The 19,450-nt window shown below is 74.6% G+C and carries 16 protein-coding genes and 1 pseudogene; 5 read left to right on the top strand and 12 right to left on the bottom strand.

What is annotated here, in order from left to right:
- Positions 1-12: 12 nt before the first annotated feature.
- Positions 13-696, bottom strand: coding sequence for a hemerythrin domain-containing protein (locus GA0070564_RS08225; RefSeq protein ID WP_091605169.1), 684 nt, complete (start codon positions 694-696; stop codon positions 13-15).
- A gap of 426 nt (positions 697-1,122) precedes the next feature.
- Positions 1,123-1,278, bottom strand: a pseudogene (locus GA0070564_RS08220) (DNA-binding protein); the annotation flags it as partial.
- A 159-nt stretch (positions 1,279-1,437) separates the two neighbouring features.
- Between GA0070564_RS08220 and GA0070564_RS08215 the strand changes: the two are divergent.
- Positions 1,438-1,650 carry a hypothetical protein gene (locus GA0070564_RS08215; RefSeq protein WP_091605166.1) on the top strand — a complete coding sequence of 71 codons (213 nt, stop codon included), beginning with the start codon at positions 1,438-1,440 and terminating at the stop codon, positions 1,648-1,650.
- A 21-nt stretch (positions 1,651-1,671) separates the two neighbouring features.
- Here GA0070564_RS08215 and GA0070564_RS08210 read toward each other — a convergent pair whose 3' ends face one another.
- The 5 genes from GA0070564_RS08210 to GA0070564_RS08190 form a co-directional block, all read right to left on the bottom strand.
- Positions 1,672-2,607 carry a Gmad2 immunoglobulin-like domain-containing protein gene (locus tag GA0070564_RS08210; protein ID WP_091605161.1) on the bottom strand — a complete coding sequence of 312 codons (936 nt, stop codon included), beginning with the start codon at positions 2,605-2,607 and terminating at the stop codon, positions 1,672-1,674.
- Positions 2,604-3,992, bottom strand: a complete 1,389-nt coding sequence (locus GA0070564_RS08205) for a sensor histidine kinase (RefSeq protein WP_091605156.1) — start codon at positions 3,990-3,992, stop codon at positions 2,604-2,606. The genes GA0070564_RS08210 and GA0070564_RS08205 overlap by 4 nt, the downstream gene beginning before the upstream one ends.
- Before the next feature lie 11 nt (positions 3,993-4,003).
- Positions 4,004-4,681, bottom strand: a complete 678-nt coding sequence (locus tag GA0070564_RS08200; RefSeq protein ID WP_091606944.1) for a response regulator transcription factor — start codon at positions 4,679-4,681, stop codon at positions 4,004-4,006.
- 89 nt (positions 4,682-4,770) lie between these two features.
- Positions 4,771-5,328 carry an AMIN-like domain-containing (lipo)protein gene (locus tag GA0070564_RS08195; protein WP_091605151.1) on the bottom strand — a complete coding sequence of 186 codons (558 nt, stop codon included), beginning with the start codon at positions 5,326-5,328 and terminating at the stop codon, positions 4,771-4,773.
- A gap of 130 nt (positions 5,329-5,458) precedes the next feature.
- Positions 5,459-6,718 (bottom strand): MFS transporter, encoded by a 1,260-nt coding sequence (locus tag GA0070564_RS08190; protein WP_091605147.1) that lies wholly within the window; start codon positions 6,716-6,718, stop codon positions 5,459-5,461.
- 144 nt (positions 6,719-6,862) lie between these two features.
- On the opposite strand from GA0070564_RS08190, the gene GA0070564_RS08185 reads away from it, so the two are divergent.
- Positions 6,863-7,903 carry a hypothetical protein gene (locus GA0070564_RS08185; protein ID WP_091605142.1) on the top strand — a complete coding sequence of 347 codons (1,041 nt, stop codon included), beginning with the start codon at positions 6,863-6,865 and terminating at the stop codon, positions 7,901-7,903.
- Here GA0070564_RS08185 and GA0070564_RS08180 read toward each other — a convergent pair.
- Entirely contained in the window at positions 7,827-11,504 is a 3,678-nt protein-coding gene (locus GA0070564_RS08180; protein WP_141714723.1) for a hypothetical protein, read from the bottom strand. The genes GA0070564_RS08185 and GA0070564_RS08180 overlap by 77 nt on opposite strands.
- Positions 11,501-11,923 (bottom strand): hypothetical protein, encoded by a 423-nt coding sequence (locus GA0070564_RS08175; protein WP_218104897.1) that lies wholly within the window; start codon positions 11,921-11,923, stop codon positions 11,501-11,503. The genes GA0070564_RS08180 and GA0070564_RS08175 overlap by 4 nt, the downstream gene beginning before the upstream one ends.
- A gap of 217 nt (positions 11,924-12,140) precedes the next feature.
- Between GA0070564_RS08175 and GA0070564_RS30180 the strand changes: the two genes are divergently transcribed.
- Complete coding sequence (locus tag GA0070564_RS30180; RefSeq protein WP_281182119.1) at positions 12,141-12,275, top strand: hypothetical protein; 135 nt, start codon at positions 12,141-12,143, stop codon at positions 12,273-12,275.
- Positions 12,276-12,347: 72 nt separating this feature from the next.
- On the opposite strand, the gene GA0070564_RS08170 is transcribed toward GA0070564_RS30180, so the two are convergent.
- Positions 12,348-13,583 (bottom strand): glycoside hydrolase family 16 protein, encoded by a 1,236-nt coding sequence (locus tag GA0070564_RS08170; RefSeq protein ID WP_091605134.1) that lies wholly within the window; start codon positions 13,581-13,583, stop codon positions 12,348-12,350.
- A 244-nt stretch (positions 13,584-13,827) separates the two neighbouring features.
- On the opposite strand from GA0070564_RS08170, the gene GA0070564_RS08165 reads away from it, so the two are divergent.
- A complete protein-coding gene (locus GA0070564_RS08165; protein WP_091605131.1) occupies positions 13,828-14,766 on the top strand; it encodes a PrsW family intramembrane metalloprotease in 939 nt (312 codons plus the stop codon).
- Positions 14,767-14,770: 4 nt separating this feature from the next.
- On the opposite strand, the gene smpB is transcribed toward GA0070564_RS08165, so the two are convergent.
- Together smpB and GA0070564_RS08155 are read right to left on the bottom strand one after the other, a co-directional pair.
- The gene (smpB, locus tag GA0070564_RS08160) at positions 14,771-15,265 is read right to left on the bottom strand and encodes an SsrA-binding protein SmpB (RefSeq protein ID WP_091605128.1); all 495 of its coding nucleotides are present in this window, start codon (positions 15,263-15,265) and stop codon (positions 14,771-14,773) included.
- Positions 15,266-15,340: 75 nt separating this feature from the next.
- Complete coding sequence (locus GA0070564_RS08155; RefSeq protein ID WP_091605124.1) at positions 15,341-17,110, bottom strand: S8 family serine peptidase; 1,770 nt, start codon at positions 17,108-17,110, stop codon at positions 15,341-15,343.
- Between the two features lie 253 nt (positions 17,111-17,363).
- Here GA0070564_RS08155 and htpG point away from each other — a divergent pair, with 253 nt between their 5' ends.
- Positions 17,364-19,265 (top strand): molecular chaperone HtpG, encoded by a 1,902-nt coding sequence (htpG, locus tag GA0070564_RS08150; protein WP_091605120.1) that lies wholly within the window; start codon positions 17,364-17,366, stop codon positions 19,263-19,265.
- The last annotated feature ends 185 nt before the right edge of the window (positions 19,266-19,450 follow it).

Raw genomic sequence — 19,450 nt, 5'->3', positions numbered from 1 at the left:
GCGTCCATCCGGTCAGCCGCCGAACACGGTCGCCTCCCGGCGGCGGAAGCCCGGCCGCAACGCCGCGAGCATCAACCGCAGCACCGGGCCCGCGATCCGCTTCAGCTCCGCCAACTCCTCCGGCCGGGCGTAGCGCTCGATCCTGGGAAGCTCGAAACGCAGCGCACCACCCTTGCGCACGGCCCGCTCCACCGTGGTCCAGTCCGCCACGCTGACGTACCGCCGGATCACCGGGAAGATCAACCGCTCCTCTTCCTCGATGTGTTCGTCGAGGAGGTCGCGCAGCTGGGCCAGGACCGTGGCGAGGCGACCCGCGGCGGACCGTACCCGTTGCTCGGGGCCGCCCGGAGTGAGGACGGCGACCAGCCCGTCCACCGCGCCGCGCGTCTCGTCCAGCACCGGATCGAGCGACGCGTGGTCGTCGCTGAGGTCCCGGAGCTCGACCTCGGTGGCGGCCGACCGGGTCAGCACAGGCCAGAGCACCTCGTCCTCCATCCGGTGGTGATGGTGGATGCCGTCGCAGAGCAGCCGCACGTACGTCCGCAGCGCCTTCCCGCGACGCAGGTCGTACGCGATCCGGCCGTCAGCGACGCGCTCGGCCAGGTCTGCCAGCCGGCGGGTGTCGGCGCGCATGGTGCGGTGGTTGATCCGGAAGCCGACGAGGTTCGGCTCGCTCTCGGTGATGCTCGTGTCCATGGTCTCCTCCGGCCGCTGCGCTCCGCGGCCCACTCGGGGCGGACCGGCCCTGGCGGACCGGCCCGGCGCCGGCCGACATCGGCAGGCGCGTTGTCCTGCCCGACTCTCGGTCGTGCCGCCTGGCGACCGCTTGGCGTCGACTTGGCCGGCCCGTCGCCACCCGGGCCTTCGCTCGGCAGGCTCGCTGGCGACGCTCATTTAGCCTGGTCGACACCGGAAGCGGGGAGGGACTGATGGGTCTGTCAAGCCGTGAGTGCCCGGACTGCGGACGACGGGTGAAGGAGCCGTTCCAGGAGACGATCACCGGCCGTCAGGTCTGCCCCGACTGCGCCAACGCCCTCTTCACCGGCTCTGCCGCTGGGGCGATCACGGGAGACATCGGTTCCGGGTCCGGCAGTGAAAGGCAGGAGCATCTCGCCGCAGCTGCTACGTCGCCCCCGTGTTGTACCGGTCGAGCGTTGCCTTGGAGGTCGAGGCGTCCTGGAAGACGAGCTCCCACGGCCCGGTGTTGACGTCCATGTCCTCGCCGAACCCGACCCACTTGCCGGCCATCCGCCGGCCCGTCGGCTCGGCCAGCAGCTGGGTGCGGGCGGGGGCTCTGCACCGACGCTTCCTCGGCTGGCTGAGGTGAGCATCCAGCGCCTTGTCTGATGGCGGCAGGTCACCCAGAGCTCACCCCTGTGGGCGGATGCCCGACCGAGCCGGCCCCGGCGCCTGTCCGCCTCGACTAGCGTCCGGGACATGGCCGAGGTGAACCTGCGCCTGCGTGGCGGACCGTACGACGGGCAGCGCGTCCGTTGGGACGTCCCGGACGGTGACAGCCCGCCGCAGACGTACGACCTGAAGCTGCACGGGCCGCACGAGGGCGCGGAGACGTTCGTCTACCAGCTGGTCGGGCGGGACCCGGACGGCGAAGGCTGGATCTACGAGGCGCCACCGCTGCGCGGCCAGTGACCGGGCCCCGGCCGCGTCCTGTCACTCAGCAGATGCGAGCACGACCGGCACCGCGACCACGTTGATCCGGGAGCCGTCCCGCGCCGACACCTCGTACACCTCGACGGTGCCCTGGCCGGTCGCGGCCAGGCGGTAGCGCACGGCCACCCGGTAGTCGCCGCGGCAGCCGGTGCCGCAGGTGGCGGTGGTGAAGCCGGCGCCGATCACGTGGCGGTCGCGGTCGAGGACCCGGACGCTCACCGTGGCCTCGAAGACCTGCGCGCTGCCGGTGACGGTGACCGGGCTGCCGACCCGTTGCCCGATCGCCGGCCCGGTGACCACGATCGGCGGCAGCAGGTCGGCGTAGTCGGCGCGGCTGGTCGGCCCCCGGCCGTCGCCGAGGTCGACCCGCCGCACGGCGGGGAACTGGGTCAGCGTCCAGACCAGCTGCGCGCGGCGCAGCCGTACGGTGCCGGCCGGCCCGTCGGTGAGGGCCGGCGGCGCGGCGACGGTGGCGGTGCCCCCGCTGATCCGGACCATCCGAACTCCCTCGGGCACCAGCGTGGTGAGCGCGGTGGACGCCTCGGCCGCCGACGGCCCGGCGGCCAGCTCGTCCAAGGCCAACGCGGAGGTGGCCGGCGTCTGCGGCCGGGTGCGCGTGACCGGTGCCAGCCGGCCGTCGCGCACCAGCCACAGCTGCACGGTCACCGTGCCGGCCGGAGCCGCCCCGGTGGGGGCCGTGCTGGCCGGCACCGGGCCGACGGGAGTCGGCCCGGCCGTCGCGGGCCCGCTCCGAACCGGTCCGGCCGCGGAGGTGCCCGTGGCGATCGGGGCGGTCGGCGTGGCGGGTGCCGCCGGGCCGGTGGTGCTGGCCGGAACGGGCAGCGTGGGCGCCGGCCCGAGCGTCCCGGTCCGGTCGTCGGCGCAGCCGGTCAGCAGCAGCGCGGCTACCAGCAGCGCGGCGCAGGTTCGGTTCATCGGGCGCCCCCGTCGGGGTCGACCGGAAGGTCCAGCCGGAACTCGGTGCCGACACCGACCTGGCTGCGCACCGTCAGCCGGGCCCCCAGCAGTCGGGCGTTCTCCCGGGCGATGGCCAGGCCCAGCCCGCTGCCCGGGCCGCTGCGGGCCGGGTCGGCCTTGTAGAAGCGGTCGAACAGGTGCGGCAGGTGCGCGGCGGGGATCCCCGGCCCCTGGTCGGTCACCGTGACGACCAGCGTTTCGCCGGCACGGCGCACGGTGGCCCGCCGCTCGCCGGTGCTGTGCTCGACGGCGTTGCCGACCAGGTTCGCCAGCACCCGCTCCAGCCGCCGGGGGTCGGTGTGCGCCACGAACCGGCGGCCGGCGCCGACCACGGTCACCCGGTCCGACCAGCCCCGGACGTCGACGATCGCGTGCAGCAGGGCGGGCACGTCCACCGGCTGCGGCCGTACCGGCTCCCCGCCGGCGTCCAGCCGGGAGACCTCCATCAGCTCCTCGACCAACCGGCGCAACCGCACCACGTCGGCGACCAGCACCCGCGCGCCGGAGCGGGCGTCGTCGGGCAGCACGTCCAGGTGCTCGTCCAGCAGCGAGGCCGCGACCGCCAGGGCGGTGACCGGGGTACGCAGCTCGTGCGCCACGTCGGCGGTGAACCGCCGCTCCCGCGCCTGCGCCCGGGACAGCGCCTCGATCTTCGCCTGCAACGCCTGCGCCATCTCGTTGAACGCCGCGGCCCAGTCGGCGAACTCGTCGCGGCCGCGTACCGGCAGGCGGGTGTCGAGCAGGCCCTCGGCGACGTCCCGGGCGGCCCGGCTGGCCCGGCCCACGGGCTCCAGGGTGCGCCGGGCCAGGGTGTGCCCGACCGCCGCGGCGAGCAGCACCGCCGCCGCCCAGCCCGCCCCGAGCGCGGTGCGCAGCTGGCGCAGGTCGGCCAGGATGCCGTCCTCGACGGTGACCGAGTAGAGCTGCGCCGTCGAGCCGGGGATCCGGCCACCCACCAGCAGCAACTGCCGGCCGTGGTCGCGGCGGCGTTCGTACCCGAGCTGGCCGGCAGCGACCGCGGACCGCACCGTCGTGCCCGGCGTGGGTCCCGGGGCGGCGGCCGGGCCGTCGCCGTCGAGCAGCAGCACCTGCCGGCCGCCGGCGGCGAAGCTGGTCAGCAGGTCGGCGCGGTGGGCATCGGTCAGCGGCACGAACTGCGCGGCCAGCACCAGCTCGTAGCGGGTGTCGGCGGCCGCCTGCTGCACCGAGCCGTCCAGGCGGGCCTGCCGCAGCAGCAGGTACGACCCGACGGCCAGCACCCCGGCGGACACCCCGGCGACCAGCACGAAGGCCACCACCAGCCGGCGGCGCAGGCGGCCCGGGGAGACGGCGGCGGTGGCCATCGGCGCTCCCGTCAGGGGGACAGCTTGTAGCCGGCGCCGCGGACCGTGCGGACCAGCACAGGGTGGGCGGGGTCGTCCTCGACCTTGGCCCGCAGCCGCTGCACCGCCACGTCCACCAGCCGGGTGTCCCCCAGGTGGGAGTGCTGCCACACCCGGTCCAGCAGCACCTCGCGGGTGAACACCCGACCGGGGTGGCGGGCCAGCTCCAGCAGCAACCGGAACTCGGTGGCGGTCAGGGGCAGTTCCTGGCCGTCCTTGCGGGCGGTGAAGCGGGCGGCGTCCACCTCCAGCCGCCCGACCAGCAGGCTGTCCTCCTCGGCCGCGACGGTGGCCCGGCGCAGCACGGCCCGCACCCGGGCCACCAGCTCCGGCAGGTCGAACGGTTTACGGAGGTAGTCGTCGGCGCCGCACTCCAGCCCCACCACCACGTCGATGGTGTCGGTGCGGGCGGTCAGCATCAGGATCGGCACCTGGCTGGTGCGCCGGATCTCCCGGCAGACCGCCAACCCGTCGAGGCCGGGCAGCATGACGTCCAGCACGATCAGGTCGACCGGTCCGGCCCGCCACGCGGCCAGCGCCGCCGGTCCGTCGGCGGCGGTGCCGACCCGGAAACCGGCCCGGCGCAGACCGAGGGCGGTGACCTCCCGGATGGAGGCATCGTCCTCGACGACCAGCACGCGGCCCTCCACCACCCCAGCGTAGAGCCGGTTGCGACCGGGCGGACCTGCCGGAACGGCCGGTGCCGAGGGGCCGGGCGGCCCCTCGGCACCGGCGCGGATCACGCCTGCCACTGGTGGGCGACGTCCAGCACGATCCGGCTGTGGGTGCCCGGCCCGGCCAGGACGAACACCCGGAACGGCAGGTTAGCCCGCACGCCCACCGCGAAGGTGGTGTAACCCTCGAAGCTGCCGCCGAACACCACGTCCCGCAGCGTCCGGTACCCGAGAGCGTTCAGCTCGTGGTCGCCCACCCGGTACGGCACGGTCGCCACCTGCGACCCGTCGTACGCGGGCGCGCGCAGCGACACGCTCAGCAGCGCGCCACCGGCGGTGTACGGCGACATCGCCGTCCCCTGCCCCTCGGTGTACGTCTCGCCGTAGGCCACCGAGTAGCCGGTCACCGGGCCGGCGAACTCGAACACCACCCGGTCCCAGCAGGTGTCCTGCCCGGCCCGGACGTCGACCAGCGGGCTGCCGCTGAGCGTGCCGGCCGTCTTCGCCCCGCTACCCCAGGTGATCCCGCAGTACGCGGTCGCCGCCGAGGCGCTGGCGGCGCCGCCGGCCACCAGCGCGGCCAACAGCAGCACCGCCGCCAGCAGTGCGTTTCTGATCCTCATGGTCGGGTTCCCTCCCGTCGTCGGGCCATCGGCGACCGGTCGACTCCGGGTCGCTCGTCGGCTCCGACTCCACGGTCCGCCCGGCGTACGGCAGCAGCTTCGCCGTGGCGTAACACGGGAGTAACAGTGCTCAGCGACGGGCGCCGCCGGGCTGCGCGACCGGCTGCGGGGGAGTCGTGGCCGGCTGCCGCCAGTTGCGCAGCGGCGAGAGCAGGATCGGCAGCCAGGTCAGCGCGTTGCCGATCGCGCCGATCCACAGGGTGGCCCGCACGCTGACGTACGTGCCGAGCAGGCCGGCCAGCGCGGCGCCGACGGCGAGGGCGCCGGTGAGCAGGAACCGGAAGGTCGCGTTCATCCGGCCGAGCAGGGCGTCCGGGGTGGAGGTCTGGCGCAGGCTCACCCCGATCACGTTGCCGATCCCGGTCCGCCAGGCGATGGCCAGCCAGCCGAGCGTCGCCAGCCAGAACGCCGCCCCGGTGTCGACCATCGCCACCAGCGCCCCGGCCGGCGCCACCAGCAGGCCCGGCAGCCACAGCGAGCGGCCCGGCCCGATCCGGTCGGCGAGCCGACGGGCCGTCACCGCGCCCAGCACCGACCCCACCCCGCCGACGGCCAGGAAGAGCCCGAGCATCCCGGGGGAGAGGCCCAGGTCGCCCAGGAGCACCACCGGGAGCAGGACGGTGATCAGGTTGACCGACAGGTTGATGCCGCTGGTCGACACGGCCAGCGGGCGCAGCAGCGGACTGCCCAGCACGTGCCGTACGCCCTCGCCGAGCTGCCGGCCGAAGTGCGGGCGGGAGCCGTCGTCAGCCGGTGCGGGAGGGACCGGGATGCGGGTCAGCGCGGCGGCCGAGACCAGGTGCGCGACGGCGTTCACGGCCAGCGACACCGGCGCGGTGAGCAGCTGCACCAGGACGCCGCCGAGGCCCCGCCCGCCGACCTGTAGCACTCCCCAGGTGGAGACGATCAACGAGTTCGCCGCCACCAGCCGGTCCCGGCCGACCAGCTGCGGCACCAGGCTCTGCGCCGCCACGTCCCCGAAGACCGTGGCCGCCCCGGTGAGCAGCACCACCGCGTAGAGCTGGCCGATGCCGAGCCAGCCGGCCCACCAGGCCACCGGGATCGAGGCGTAGAGCAGGGCCCGGACCAGGTCCGCCACGATGATCACGGTCCGTCGGGGAGCCCGGTCGACCCAGACCCCGGCAGGCAGCCCGATCAACAGGAACGCCACCCAGGCCAGCGCGCCGAGCAGACCCACCTGGCCAGGACCGGCGCGCAGCACCTCCACCGCCAGCACCGGCACGGCGATCATGCCGACCTGGTTGCCGAGGCCGGTGGCGAGGTCGGCGGCGTACAACCAGCGGAACGGGCGAGGCCAGGTGTTCGTCATGCCGCCACGATCCACATCGCCGCCGGTCGGTGTCGACCCGATATTCCCTGGGCCGAAGTCGCCCCGGGGCGATCCCTCCGGTCGGGGAGGCAGGTCCCCCGGCCGGGTCATCCTCGCCGCGTCCAGCATGGGCAGCGTGGAGGCATGCTGACGAGACATCGACGACAGGCGCTCGCCGCGCTCGGCTTCGCCACCGCCTACGGGCTGGTCCGGCTCTACTGGGCCACCGGTGGACGCTGGGGCTGGACGGCGTGTGACCGCACCCGGTCACCCGGGAGGGCGGAACTGGCCAGCGGCTGTGGCGCCGACGACGTGACGACGCTGCCGCTGGTGACCGGTTGGGGCGCGGTCGTCCTGTGCGTACTGCTGCTGGTCGTCGCCGCGGCGGCGGCGCGGCGGCCCGGTCGGGTCACCGCCGGGTCCGCCGCCGCGGCGGCGCTCGCTCTGGTGGTGCTCTCCTTCCCGGGCCATCTGCTCTTCGAACTGCCGGCGGGAGCGGCCGGGCGGCCCACCGACTGGCGGGACGTGCTGCACCGGGTGGCCATGCTCGCCGGGGGACTGCTCTTCGCGCGGGTCGCGGTGGCCGCCCGCCGGCCCGGGTGCGGCCATCCCGGCGCCCGCGGGCCGCGGCCGGTCCCGGCCTCGCTGCGCGGCTGGGCGTACGCTGCCGCCGCGCTGCCGCTGCTCGGGTTCACCCTGCCGCACCTGCTGTGGTGGTGGGGCGTGCCGCTGGGCATCCCGGCATCCGTGCTCGACGCGGCCCGACGGGACCTGTCACCGGCCCTGGTAGCGGCGTTGACCGCGGCACCGGCGGCCGGCGGGCTGCTCACCCTCGGGCTGACCCACCGGTGGGGTCAGGTGTTTCCACGCTGGACGCCGTGGGCCGGCCGACCGGTGCCCCGGCCGCTGGTGCTCGGGCCGGCGGCGGTGGTGGCGGTGGCGCTCACCTCGTACGGGCTGATCGGCGTGTGGCTGATGGGCACGGCGCTGGCCGACGGCCGGACCGACTGGGCGGAGCTGGGTCGTGGCTGGGCAGCGGCCGGCACCGAGCTGGTGTTCCTCGCCTGGGGCGTCGCGCTCGGGGTGGCGGTGCTCGGCTACGAGCGGCTCACCCGACCGCGGTGCCCGATGTGTCCGGGCCCGGTTGCGCGGCCAGCGCCTCCCGCCACCACGACGCCCCGGTGAGGGCGAAGTACTCGTCGGCGACGGCCAGCCCGGCGGCCGGCTCCACCCGGGCCAGCACCTCGGACGAGATGGTCCAGCCGCCCAGGTGCAGCGCGGCGGCGAGCAGGCGACGTGCCTGAGCCGGCGGCGCCCACCCGGCCACCGCGGTCAGCGCCTTGGCCTGACGGTGGCGCTCGGGTATGGATCGGGCCAGTTGCTCGGCCCGGCCCGGATGACCGTGTCGGGCCAGCGCCTCGGCCAACCGGCCCACGGCGTCGCCACGCTCGTCCGCCGAGATCGAGCGGATCACGGCCTCGGCGCGGTCCGGGGCGCCGGCCTGTGCCAATGTCTCGGCCAGCGCGGTGAGCGCCCACGTTCCGTGGTACTCCTCGTCGATCGAGTGCCCCTCGTCGATCGAGCCGGCCAGCCGCTGCGCCCGGTCCGTCGCGCCGCGCTCGGTCGCGGCTCTGGTCAGCGCGGTCAGCGCCTCTGCCCGTATCCGCCGGTCCTCGATCTGCGCGGCCAGCCGTTCCGCCCGGTCCATTTCGCCGGCCCGGCCGAGCAGGCCGGTCAGCACCGCCAGCGCCTGGTCCCGGTCGTCCGGGTCGCTGACCGCGCGGGTCACCGCCTCCGCCTGATCGACCAGCCCGGGCGGGGCCGGGTCCTCCTCAAGCCGGCGCAGCAGCGGGCCCGCGTCGGGGTCGTGCACCGAACGGGCGGTTGGGTAGGGATCCCAGTTCACGGCCGGTGGCGGCGCCGGAGGAGGCGGCAGCAGGACGGTCAGCGGCAGTCCCCGGTCACGTCGGTCCCGGATCTGCCCGGCGGCCTGCCGGGCCCGCCGGGCCAGCGTGTCGGCGAGCTCCGGGCCGCCGGTCGCCGCGCACCACCGCGCCAGCCCGACCAGCGCCCACGCGCGGTCCTCGGTGCTCGGCGCCAGCTCCACCACCGCCAGGGAGCGGTCGACGGACTCCCCGGCGGCGAGGCCGACCACCCCGGCGACCACCGCCGACCTGCCGCCGTCACCACCGGCCGCCGCCGCGTACGCCGCCTCGGCCTGCCGGGCCAGCGTGCCGGCGGTCACCGGGTCGCCGGCCCGGGCCAGTTCCGCGGCGACGAGCGCGAGGGCGTCGGCCCGCTCGTCGGATTCCTCCACGGCCGACGCCAGGGTCGTCGCCTCCTCGGGCCGGCCACACGCGACGAGCAGCCGCAGCATCCCGCGACCCGCGGCGCGCCGCTGACCGGCGTCGTCGACCAACGGCAGCAGCCGGATCGCCGCGGCCGCCGCCAGGTAGGCGCGCCGCGACTGACCGGCGCGTTGCAACGACTGGCCCAGCCGGCACCACAGGTCGATCCGCTCCGACGGTTGGCTCAGCAGCCGCGCCAGATTGAGGGCGCGGAACTCGTCGCCGTGGGCGGCCACCGCGTCGGCGACGTCGCGCAACGCGGCAGAGCGGTCCTCGCCGGCCCTCAGGGTGTCGGTGAGCATCCGCATCCGATCGATCCGCTCGGCAGCGGCGTCGGACCAGACCGGCGCCGCCTCGACCATCCGGGCCAGTACGCGAACCTGGTCGCGAGGCGTTTGCGACGCGGCCACGACCCGTTCGGCCAGCTCGTACCAGCCGCCGCCGGCGAGTGTGCCCGCCAACGCCGGCAGCCGCCAGGAGGGGGCCGAGGCGACGGCCCGGTCCACGACGGCAGGGAGCCGGTCCCGGGTGTACGACCCGGCGCCCAACTTGGCGAGCGCCTCGGCGAGCGCGATCACCACCTCGCCCCGCTGCGCCCGGTCGGTGGCGACGCGCGCCTCGGCGTCGAGACGCTCGGCGACGCGCTCGCCGGCCGCCCAGTAGCCGCAGTGCAGCAGCAGGGGGACCAGGGTGGCCCCCTGGTGCGCCCGGGAGCCCGCGTACGGCAGGTCGGATGCCGCTCTCAGCGCCCGGCCTGCCAGCCGGCGGCCACCTGTCAGGTCACCGGCCACCAACGTCGCCCTCGCCAGCCGCCGCCAGGCGTCAGCACCGGGGTTCGACATCGAGCCGACGATCCGTTCGGCGTGCACCAGACCGCCCCGCTCGGCGGCCGCACTCGCCAGGCCGAGGAGGATCTCGTCGAGCTGGCTGCCGTCGGCGATGTCCCGGGCGAGCTGTTCGGCTCGGTCGATCGACCCGCGGGCGGCCAGCGCGGTCATGACGTGGCCGAGCGCCATGGCGCGCCGCGGCGGCGCGAGGATGGAGCGCAGCAGGGCGTCGGCTCGTTCCACCTGGCCCAGCGCCGCCCACACTCCGGGCAGGTGCTCCGGGATCCGCCGGTTCCGGTCGGTCATCCGGTCGCGGTGCACGGCAAGCCGGGCCATCGCCACCAGATCCGGCTCGTCGCGGGTCAGCAGCGCCTCGTGCGCGACGGCGATCTCCTCCAGCGCCGTCACGTCCCCGCCGGACAGGTCGAGCATCCGGTCGTGCCGGGCCGCGTCGGTGCCGCAGGCGACCATCCGGTCCACGTCGCCGGTGGCCCGCAGCAGCCGGAACCACCCGCGGAGCAGATACTCCGGCGTTTTCTCCGGCCAGCCCCGCCGCCGATAGCCCTCCGCCCAGCCGTGCAGCCGTTCCCGGTAGCCGGCCAGCCGCACCGGGCCCAGGTAGTGGCGGGCGCTCTGCTGGAGTTCCTCGTGGCCGAGCACGTACACCTGCGGCCCGTCCTCGGGCCGCCACCGGCTTGCCTGGGTGAGGAAGGTGCGACCGGAAACGGTGTGCAGGTGCTCCTCCACCTCCCACTGGTCGGCGCCGGTCAGCTCGGCCAGGTCCGCGCCGCCGAGCCCACCGACCGCGGCGGTGAGCAGGCCGAGCAGGTCGCGTTGCAGGTCGGTGCCGTCGAGCAGGCGGCGCAGCTCCCGGTTGGCGTCGTGGCGTACCGCCTCGGCGTGCGGGGAGGCCGCGAGCTCCCGGATCGCCGCGGGGTCGCGCAGCGGGTGCCGGTCGGGCACGTCGCCGGGGATGGGCGGATTGGGTCGCCCGGCGACCAGCACCCGCATGCCGTGCGCCGGGCGCGCCGGCAGCAGCGCGGCGATGCTGTGCGCGTCCGGGCCGGCGCGGACGCCGCGGTCCTCGTCCAGGCCGTCGACCAGCAGCACCAGCCGCCCGCCCCGCTCGGCGCACCGGGCCGCCGCCCGGTCGAGCTGGTCGAGCAGGGCGCCCTCGCGCACCGCCTCCGGCAGCCCGGTGGGCGCCGGCTCGCCGAGCAGCTCGGCGAGCTGCACCGACAGGACGTCGAGGAACGCGCCCCGGTCGCTGCTGCCGGCGAACCGGGCGGTGACGAAGAACGGCACCAGGCGTACCCCGGGCGGCGGGTGCAGCGCGAACCAGGACAGCAGCGCGGACTTGCCGGCCCACGGGCCGGCCCGCCACCAGGCGTACGGGGGGCCGTCGGCGGCGGTGCAGAAGGCGGCCAGCTCGGCGAGCTCCGCGTCCCGGTCCCGCAGCACCGTCGGGGCGAGCCGCTCGACCTGGTACCGGTAGCCGGAACGGGCGACCGGGGCGTGGCCGACGTGCAGGTCCCGGCCGGCCTGGTAGATCCGGGCGTGGTCGTGCCCCTCGGCCGCCATGCCGCCCGGTCCGTGGTGCTCCCCGCTCACCGTTCGGTGATGTGCTGGTCCCGGCCCGACTGGTAGATCCGGGCCTGCCCGGTGGCGGTGGCGTTCATGACGACCGAGCCGATCGCGGTGCGCTCGTCGGCCGTCAGCGCCGGGGTCAGCGCCTCGTCGAGCACCCGGCGCAGCTCGCCGGCGAGCGCCGGGTCCTCGGCGAGCAGCCGGTGCAGCCGCAGCTGCCAGGCGCCGGCCAACGCCCGTTCGGTGTCCGGGTCGCCGGCCCGCCGGGCGGCGAGCACGTCGTCGCGGGCCTGTGCCAGCTCCCCGCCGATCACCTCGGCCTGCTCGGGGCGGACCCGCCGCCACAGGCCGACCAGCTGGTCGCGGGCCTGCTGCCACACGTCGGTGGCCATCGCCGACACCAGGGCCGTGCCGGCCGCCACCACGATCGGATCCATCGTCACCCGCCCTCGTCGCACCCGCCGCCACAGTAGGGGCTTCCGGGGGCCGGCCGTCGACGGCCGGCCCCGGCGCGTCTCTCAGAGCGACAGCGTCCAGCGATCCAGGTGGCCCTGGTCGCCGACGGCGATGTCGGAGACCTTGAGGTTCCAGTGCGGCCGTTGACGTCGAGCCCGTAGGTGGTGGAGCGGGTGACGGCGCTGCCCGTGCTTGCAGGGCGACGTGACGCAGAACGGGCCGAACAACGGTGACCGGCTCTTCGACTGGAACGGCGCGTACAACCTGTTCACCCACTGCAACGCGGCGTGCGGCGGGTTCAACGACGTGCGGCTGCACACCCCGTCCTGCACCGACTGACCCGCAAGGAAGGGCCCCTTCTTAACGCCTCAGGCATAGGAAGGGGCCCTTCTTAACGCATCGGGACGGAGATCAGCGCCGCCACTTCTGGTTGGCGGCGCCGGTGCAGTCCCAGATCTGGAGCCGGGTGCCGTCGGCGGAGCTGACCCCGGTGGCGTCGAGGCACTTGTTGGCCTGCGGGTTGACGATGTCGCCGGCCGAGCTGAACACCCACTTCTGGGCGCCGGTGCCGTTGCAGTCGTAGAGCTGCACCTTGGTGCCGCTGGCGGTGGACCCGGCGGTGACGTCCAGGCACTTGCCGAGGGCGCGGACCGAGCCGTCGGACGCCCAGGTCCATGCCTGCGCGGCGGTGCCGTTGCAGGTCCACAGCTGCACGGCGGTGCCGTTGGCGGGGTTGGCGCCGGCCACGTCGACGCACTTGCCGCCGTACCCGACGATCGGGCCGGCGGTGGCGCCGCCGCCGGTGTCCCAGGCCTGGACCCGGACGTAGTCGACGACCATGGTCTGCGGGAAGGACGTGCCGGCGTCCGGGGAGCCGGGCCAGTTGCCGCCGACGGCGACGTTGAGCAGCATGAAGAACGGGTGGTCGAAGACCCACTTGTTGCCGCCCGCGTCGGCCGGGCTCTTGCGGGAGTACGCGACGCCGTCGAGGTACCAGGTGATGGAGTCCGGCGCCCAGTCGACGGTGTAGGTGTGGAAGGCGTCGGCGAGGGCCTGCCCGCCCGGCAGGGAGGTGGAGCCGCCGAGCCCGCCGGCGCCGGAGTAGCCGGGTCCGTGGATGGTGCCGTACACGGTGGACGGCTGGTTGCCGACGTTCTCCATGACGTCGATCTCGCCGCTGTTGGGCCACGGGTTGGTGGCGATGTCGTTGCCGAGCATCCAGAACGCCGGCCACATGCCCTGGCCGCGGGGGATCTTGATCCGCGCCTCGAACCGGCCGTACGCCTGGGCGAAGGTGCCGCGGGTGAGCAGCCGGGCCGAGGTGTACTGGCAGCTGCCGTACCAGCAGCCGTAGCCGGACGGGTTCTCCTTGCGGGCGGTGACGACCAGGTTGCCGTTGCCGTCCAGGGCGGCGTTGCGGGTGCTGGTGGTGTAGTACTGCAACTCGTTGTTGCCCCAGCCGGTGCCGCCGGTGTCGTAGCGCCAGCGGCCGGCGTCCGGCGGGGAGCCGGCGGCGCCGGTGAACTCGTCGGACCAGGTGACGGCGCCGGGGCCGGCCGCGGCCGGGGTGGCGGTGGTGGCGGTGAGCGCGACGGTCAGGCCGACGCTCGCCAGCGCCACGGCGGCGATGGTACGGATGCTGCGCACGGTGGTGCCTCCCTGCGGTGGTGGGGGTGGCTCCGCCGGGGTGGGGAGGGCACCGGCGGAGGGCGGTGCGGGGTGCCGGGGTACGGCAATAAAAAGATGAACTTCAATCAAGTTATGAACGAAGGGTGGCGTCTGTCAAGAGAGCGCTTTCACTGGCCGGTGTCGATCCGCTGGGCGCGGACGGGTTGACCTCCGCCGTCCGGGGGTACCGTGGCCCGCGGACCGCTTCCCCGGGGAGGACCAGATGGATCGGACGACCCTGTCGGCACGGCACCGTCCGCGGCGCCAGTGGCTGCGGATGTTCCTGGTCGGGCTGGCGCTCTGGCTCGCCACCGTGGTGATCATCTTCGTGACCGGCAACCCGAACCTGATCCCCACCCTGGTGCTGCTCGGCAGCTTCCTGGTGCCGGTCACCTTCGTCGCCTGGGCGTTCGGCCGGCGCGACACCGGGGAGATCGACGCCGGGTTGGTCTTCGGCACCTTCATCACCGGCGGGGTGCTCGGCGTCCTCGCCGCCTCCGTGCTGGAGAGCTACCTGCTGCGCCCCTCGGCGTGGCTCTTCGTCGGGGTGGGCCTGATCGAGGAGGCCGCCAAGCTGGCCGCGTTGGCCCTGCTCACCCGCCACCTGGCGCACAAGTCGATCCGGGACGGCATGATTCTCGGCGCCGCGGTCGGCTTCGGGTTCGCCGCCTTCGAGTCCGCCGGGTACGCCTTCACCGCCCTGTTCACCGTCAACGGCCTGTCGCTGATCCAGGTGGTGCAGACGGAGATCCTGCGCGGGCTGCTCGCCCCGGTCGGCCACGGCCTCTGGACCGCCATCCTCGGTGGCGTGCTCTTCGCCCCCAGCACCCGTACCCACTTCAAGCTCGGCTGGCGGCTGCTGCTGACCTTCCTCGGGGTCTCCCTGCTGCACGCCCTCTGGGACTCGATGCACAGCATCGCGCTCTACCTGACGCTGATCTTCACCGAGGGGGAGTCGTACCGGTCGACGCCGAACGGTTGGCTGGTGTCGCCCAGCGCCGCCCAGCTGCGGCTGCTGCCGACCCTGGAGTGGAGCGGGATGGCGCTGGTGTCCCTGGTCGGGCTGGGCTGGCTGCTGCTGGAGTGGCGCGCCGGCCGCCGCCGCCCGCCCCGCGACACCGGCTGGCGGGTGCCGACCGGCGCCCCGACGACGCTCGGCTGACCGGTCAGGGCCGGGGGCGGGCGGGGCTGCGACCCTTGAGGCGGCGGCCCAGCTCCCGGGCGATCTCCCGCTTGGCGTCCCGCTCGGCGAGTGCCTGCCGCTTGTCGTACGACTTCCTGCCCCGGGCCAGCCCCAACTCGACCTTCGCCCAGCCGTTGGCGAAGTACATCGACAACGGCACCAGGGCGTAGCCGCCCTCGCGCAGCTTCTCCAGGATCCGGCCGATCTCGACCCGGTGCAGCAGCAGCTTGCGGGTGCGCCGCGGCGCGTGGTTGGTCCAGCTGCCGAAGCCGTACTCGGCGATGTGCAGCCCGTGCAGCAGCAGCTCGCCGTCGTGCTCCTGGGCGAACGCGTCGACCAGCGACACCCGCCCCTCGCGCAGCGACTTCACCTCGGTGCCGGCCAGCACCAGCCCCGCCTCGTAGGTCTTGAGGATCTCGTAGTCGTGTCGCGCCTTCTTGTTCGAGGCGATGAGCTTGCGCTCGTTCTCCCTGGCCACGCCCCACCTCCCGTGCCGTGCGCCGGGAAGCAGGATACCCGCCGGCGCCGGTGGGGCACCGGCGCCGGCGGGTGCTCACGGGTCGCACGGCCAGAGGCCGCGGAAGCTGCCGGTGAGGTCGTCGACGGCCTGCACGGCGCCGGCCGCGGTGGCGGTGAGGTGCCGGTTGCGGACGTCGAGACAGCCGGCGTCGCTGTCGGTGTAGTCCTGCTCGACGTGGTCCCAGCCGCCGAGGGTGTACTTGTACTCCAGTTCGGCGCCGGCGGGCACGGTGAGCACCGTCCGGTACGGGCCGGTCGGGCCCACCCGGCGCAGCCGCAGCGCGGCGGGATCCCAGTCGGGCAGCCCGGTGCCGAGCCGGCTCAGCGTGCCGGCGAGGTGCACCCCGGCGGCGTCGACCAACGGCTCCCCGGGGCGTACGCCGGCGGTGAGCAGCACCCGGGCGGTGTTCCCGGGGTGCCCGGTGGCGGCCCGCAGCGCCAGGTCCACGTCGAGCACCCCGGCGCCGCAGGCGCAGTCGTCGGGGCGTACGGCCGGGCGGGCGGTGCGGCGCAGCAGCTCGGTGAGCCGGTCGGGGGAGAGGTCGGGCCGGGCGCCGAGCAGCAGCGCCGCCGCCCCGGCGACGTGCGGGGCGGCCATGCTGGTGCCGGCGTACGCGGCGTAGCCGGCGTCCTCGGCGACGGTGCGGCCGGTGTTCACCGTGGAGAGCACCCCGCGCTCCCGGTCCCCGCCGGGGGCGGCCAGCTCGACGGCCGTACCCCGGTTGGAGTAGCCGGCCCGCTCACCGGCGCCGTCGCTGGCGGCGACGGTGACCACCCCGGCGCAGCCGGCCGGGCTGAACCCGGCGGCGTCGGCGCTCGCGTTGCCGGCCGAGACCACGACGGTTACGCCCCGGCCCACGGCGGCGTCGACGGCGGCCTGGGTGGCCGGATCGCAGCTGCCGGGCGCGCCGAGGCTGAGGTTGAGCACCCGGGCCGGGGTGGGATTGTCCGGCACCCCGGGGAGGCTGCCGCCGGAGGCCCAGACGATGGCGTCGACCAGGTCGGCGGTGGTGCCGCCGCAGCGGCCGAGGACCCGCACCGGCTGGAGGCGGGCTTCCGGGGCGACGCCGACGGTGCCGGCCCGGTCGTCGCGGGCGGCGATGGTGCCGGCGACGTGGGTGCCGTGCCAGCTGCTGGGCCGGAACTGGTCGCCGCAGTCGCCCGGCTCCTGCCAGTCACCCTGGTCGGTGGGGTCGGCGTCGCGCCCGTCGCCGTCCCGGGCGTCGGCGGCGGAGCTGACGAAGTCGTAGCCCGGCACCACGTTGGCGGCCAGGTCGGGGTGGGCGGTGATGCCGGTGTCCAGTACGGCGACGGTGACGCCCGCGCCGGTGGCCCCGTTGGCCCGGGCCGGAGCGAGGTAGACGCCGCCGACGGGGTCGTCGAGGTCCCACTGCGCGGCGGGCGCCTCCGTGTCGGCGTGGACCCGATGGTCGGCGGTGGCCCAGTCGACGTCGGCGCGGCGGCGGAGCTGGTCGAGCACGGCCGTGCTCCGGTCGGCGGCCAGCGGCCGATCCGCGCGGACCACCAGGTCGCCGGTGGCCAGCACCCGCGCCACGGTGAGGGTGCGGCCGGTGGCGCGGCCGACGGCGGTCAGGTCGTCGGCGAGCCGGGCCGGCGCCGTGGCGCCGCGCCGGTCGCCGGCCGGGTGCACGCCGACGAGGAAGGTGCTGGTCGCCGCGGACGGCTCGGCGAACGTCGCGGGCTGCGGGGCGCCGGGCGGCGCCGCCGCGGCGGAGGCCGCGGGCAGCAGGGCGGTGGCGGTTGCGAGCGCCACCGCGAGGTGCATCGGGGTACGGACGGACACGTGTCTTCCTTCGCACTCGGACGCGGATCCCCGCGAACCGCGGGGCCGGCTCCACGCTAGGAGGCAATGAAGAGCCTTTCAAGACTTGCAAGTGGACAGACGCGATAAGAAAGAGTTTCCAGCTCTTTGCGAAAGTGAACGGCCGGTCCGGCTCGCCCGGCAACCGACGCCCCACCGCTCGCCGCCGCCTGCACCGACCACCGGGCCGGCTCGTATCCTTTCTGCGGATCCGTGACGTAACAGGGAGGTCGCCGTGGGCAACCGGAGTGAGACGCTGGAGTTCCAGGCCGAGGCGCGTCAGCTGTTGCAGCTGATGGTGCACTCGATCTACTCGAACAAGGACGTCTTCCTGCGGGAACTGGTCTCGAACGCCTCGGACGCGCTGGACAAGCTGCGCCTGGAGTCGATGGTCGACAAGGACCTCGACGCCGACGTCTCCGACCTGCACGTCGACATCGAGGTCGACCGGGACGCCCGCACCCTGACCGTGCGGGACAACGGCATCGGCATGTCCCGCGAGGACGTGGTGTCGCTGATCGGCACGATCGCCAAGTCGGGCACCGCCGAGCTGCTGCGCAAGCTGCGCGAGTCCAAGGACGCCGGGGCGTCGCAGGAGCTCATCGGGCAGTTCGGGGTCGGTTTCTACGCCACCTTCATGGTCGCCGACCGGGTCACCCTGCTCACCCGCCGGGCCGGGCAGTCCGGCGGCACCCGCTGGGAGTCCACCGGCGAGGGCACGTACGTCGTCGAGGCGGTCGACGAGGCGCCGCAGGGCACGTCGGTCACGGTGCACCTCAAGCCCGAGGACGCCGAGGACAACCTGCACGACTACACCTCCGACCGGAAGATCCGGGAGATCGTCAAGCGATACTCGGACTTCATCGCCTGGCCGATCCGGATGACCGTGCAGCGGCCCGGGGAGGACGGCGCGACCGCCACCGAGACGCAGACGCTCAACTCGATGAAGGCGCTCTGGGCCCGGTCGCGCGCCGAGGTCGACGAGAGTGAATACCACGAGTTCTACAAGCACGTCAGCCACGACTGGGCCGACCCGCTGGAGACCATCCACATGCGGGGCGAGGGCACCTTCGAGTACGACGCGCTGCTCTTCCTGCCCTCGCACGCCCCGCTGGACCTGTTCTCCCCGCAGGGCCGCCGCGGCGTGCAGCTCTACGTCAAGCGCGTCTTCATCATGGACGACTGCGAGGCGTTGATGCCCAACTACCTGCGCTTCGTCAAGGGCGTGGTCGACGCCCACGACCTGTCGCTGAACATCTCCCGGGAGATCCTCCAGCAGGATCGGCAGATCCGGGTGGTCCGCCGCCGGCTGGTCAAGAAGGTCCTGTCCACCGTCAAGGAGATGCGTGAGCGGGACGCCGAGCGCTACCTGACCTTCTGGAGGGAGTTCGGCGCGGTCGTCAAGGAGGGCCTGGTCGACGACGCCGACAACCAGTCCGCGATCCTCGACGTCGTCTCCGTCGCCTCGACCCACGACCCGGCGGAGCTGACCACCCTGGCCGGCTACGTCGAGCGGATGAAGGACGGCCAGGAGGAGATCTACTACGCCACCGGCGAGTCCCGGTCGATGATCGAGAACTCGCCGCACATGGAGGCGTTCCAGGCCAAGGGGTACGAGGTCCTGCTGCTCACCGACCCGGTGGACGAGGTCTGGGTGGAGCGGGTCGGCCAGTTCGACGGCCGGCAGCTCCGTTCGATCGCCAAGGGCCAGGTCGACCTGGACACCGACGAGGACAAGGCGAAGCAGGAGACCGACCGCAAGGAGTACGCCGAGCTGCTGACCTGGCTGGGCGGCGCCCTGGCCGACCAGGTCAAGGAGGTCCGCCTCTCCAGCCGGCTGACCACCTCCCCGGCCTGCGTGGTGGGCGACGCACACGACATGACGCCCACCCTGGAGAAGATGTACCGGGCGATGGGGCACGAGGTGCCGCAGGTCAAGCGGATCCTGGAGCTCAACCCGGGACACCCGCTGGTGACCGGGCTGCGCCAGGCGTACGACGCCGAGGGTGAGTCCGCGGCGCTGACCGAGACCGCCGAGCTGCTCCACGGCCTTGCCCTGCTCGCCGAGGGTGGGGAGCTGGCCGACCCGTCCCGGTTCACCCGGCTGCTCGCCGATCGGCTGGCCCGTACGCTCTGACCCGCCGACGCGGTGGCCGGCCGGTTCCGTCGGCCGGCCACCCGTGTGCCGTCGCCCGCCCGGGCACCTCCCGGCGTCGGCAGATTGCGTCGTGCTGTCGGCAGGTCGGTGCCGTTGTTGCGCCGATCCTCCGGGGATGCCGCGGCGCTGAACGTCACCCCCGCGTCACCGGCGGAGATGGTGAG

This window comes from Micromonospora mirobrigensis, assembly GCF_900091555.1.
In the GTDB taxonomy this organism is placed as follows: domain Bacteria; phylum Actinomycetota; class Actinomycetes; order Mycobacteriales; family Micromonosporaceae; genus Micromonospora; species Micromonospora mirobrigensis.
Note: the sequence above shows the minus strand (reverse complement) of the source record. Positions and strands in the feature narration are given on the sequence as shown.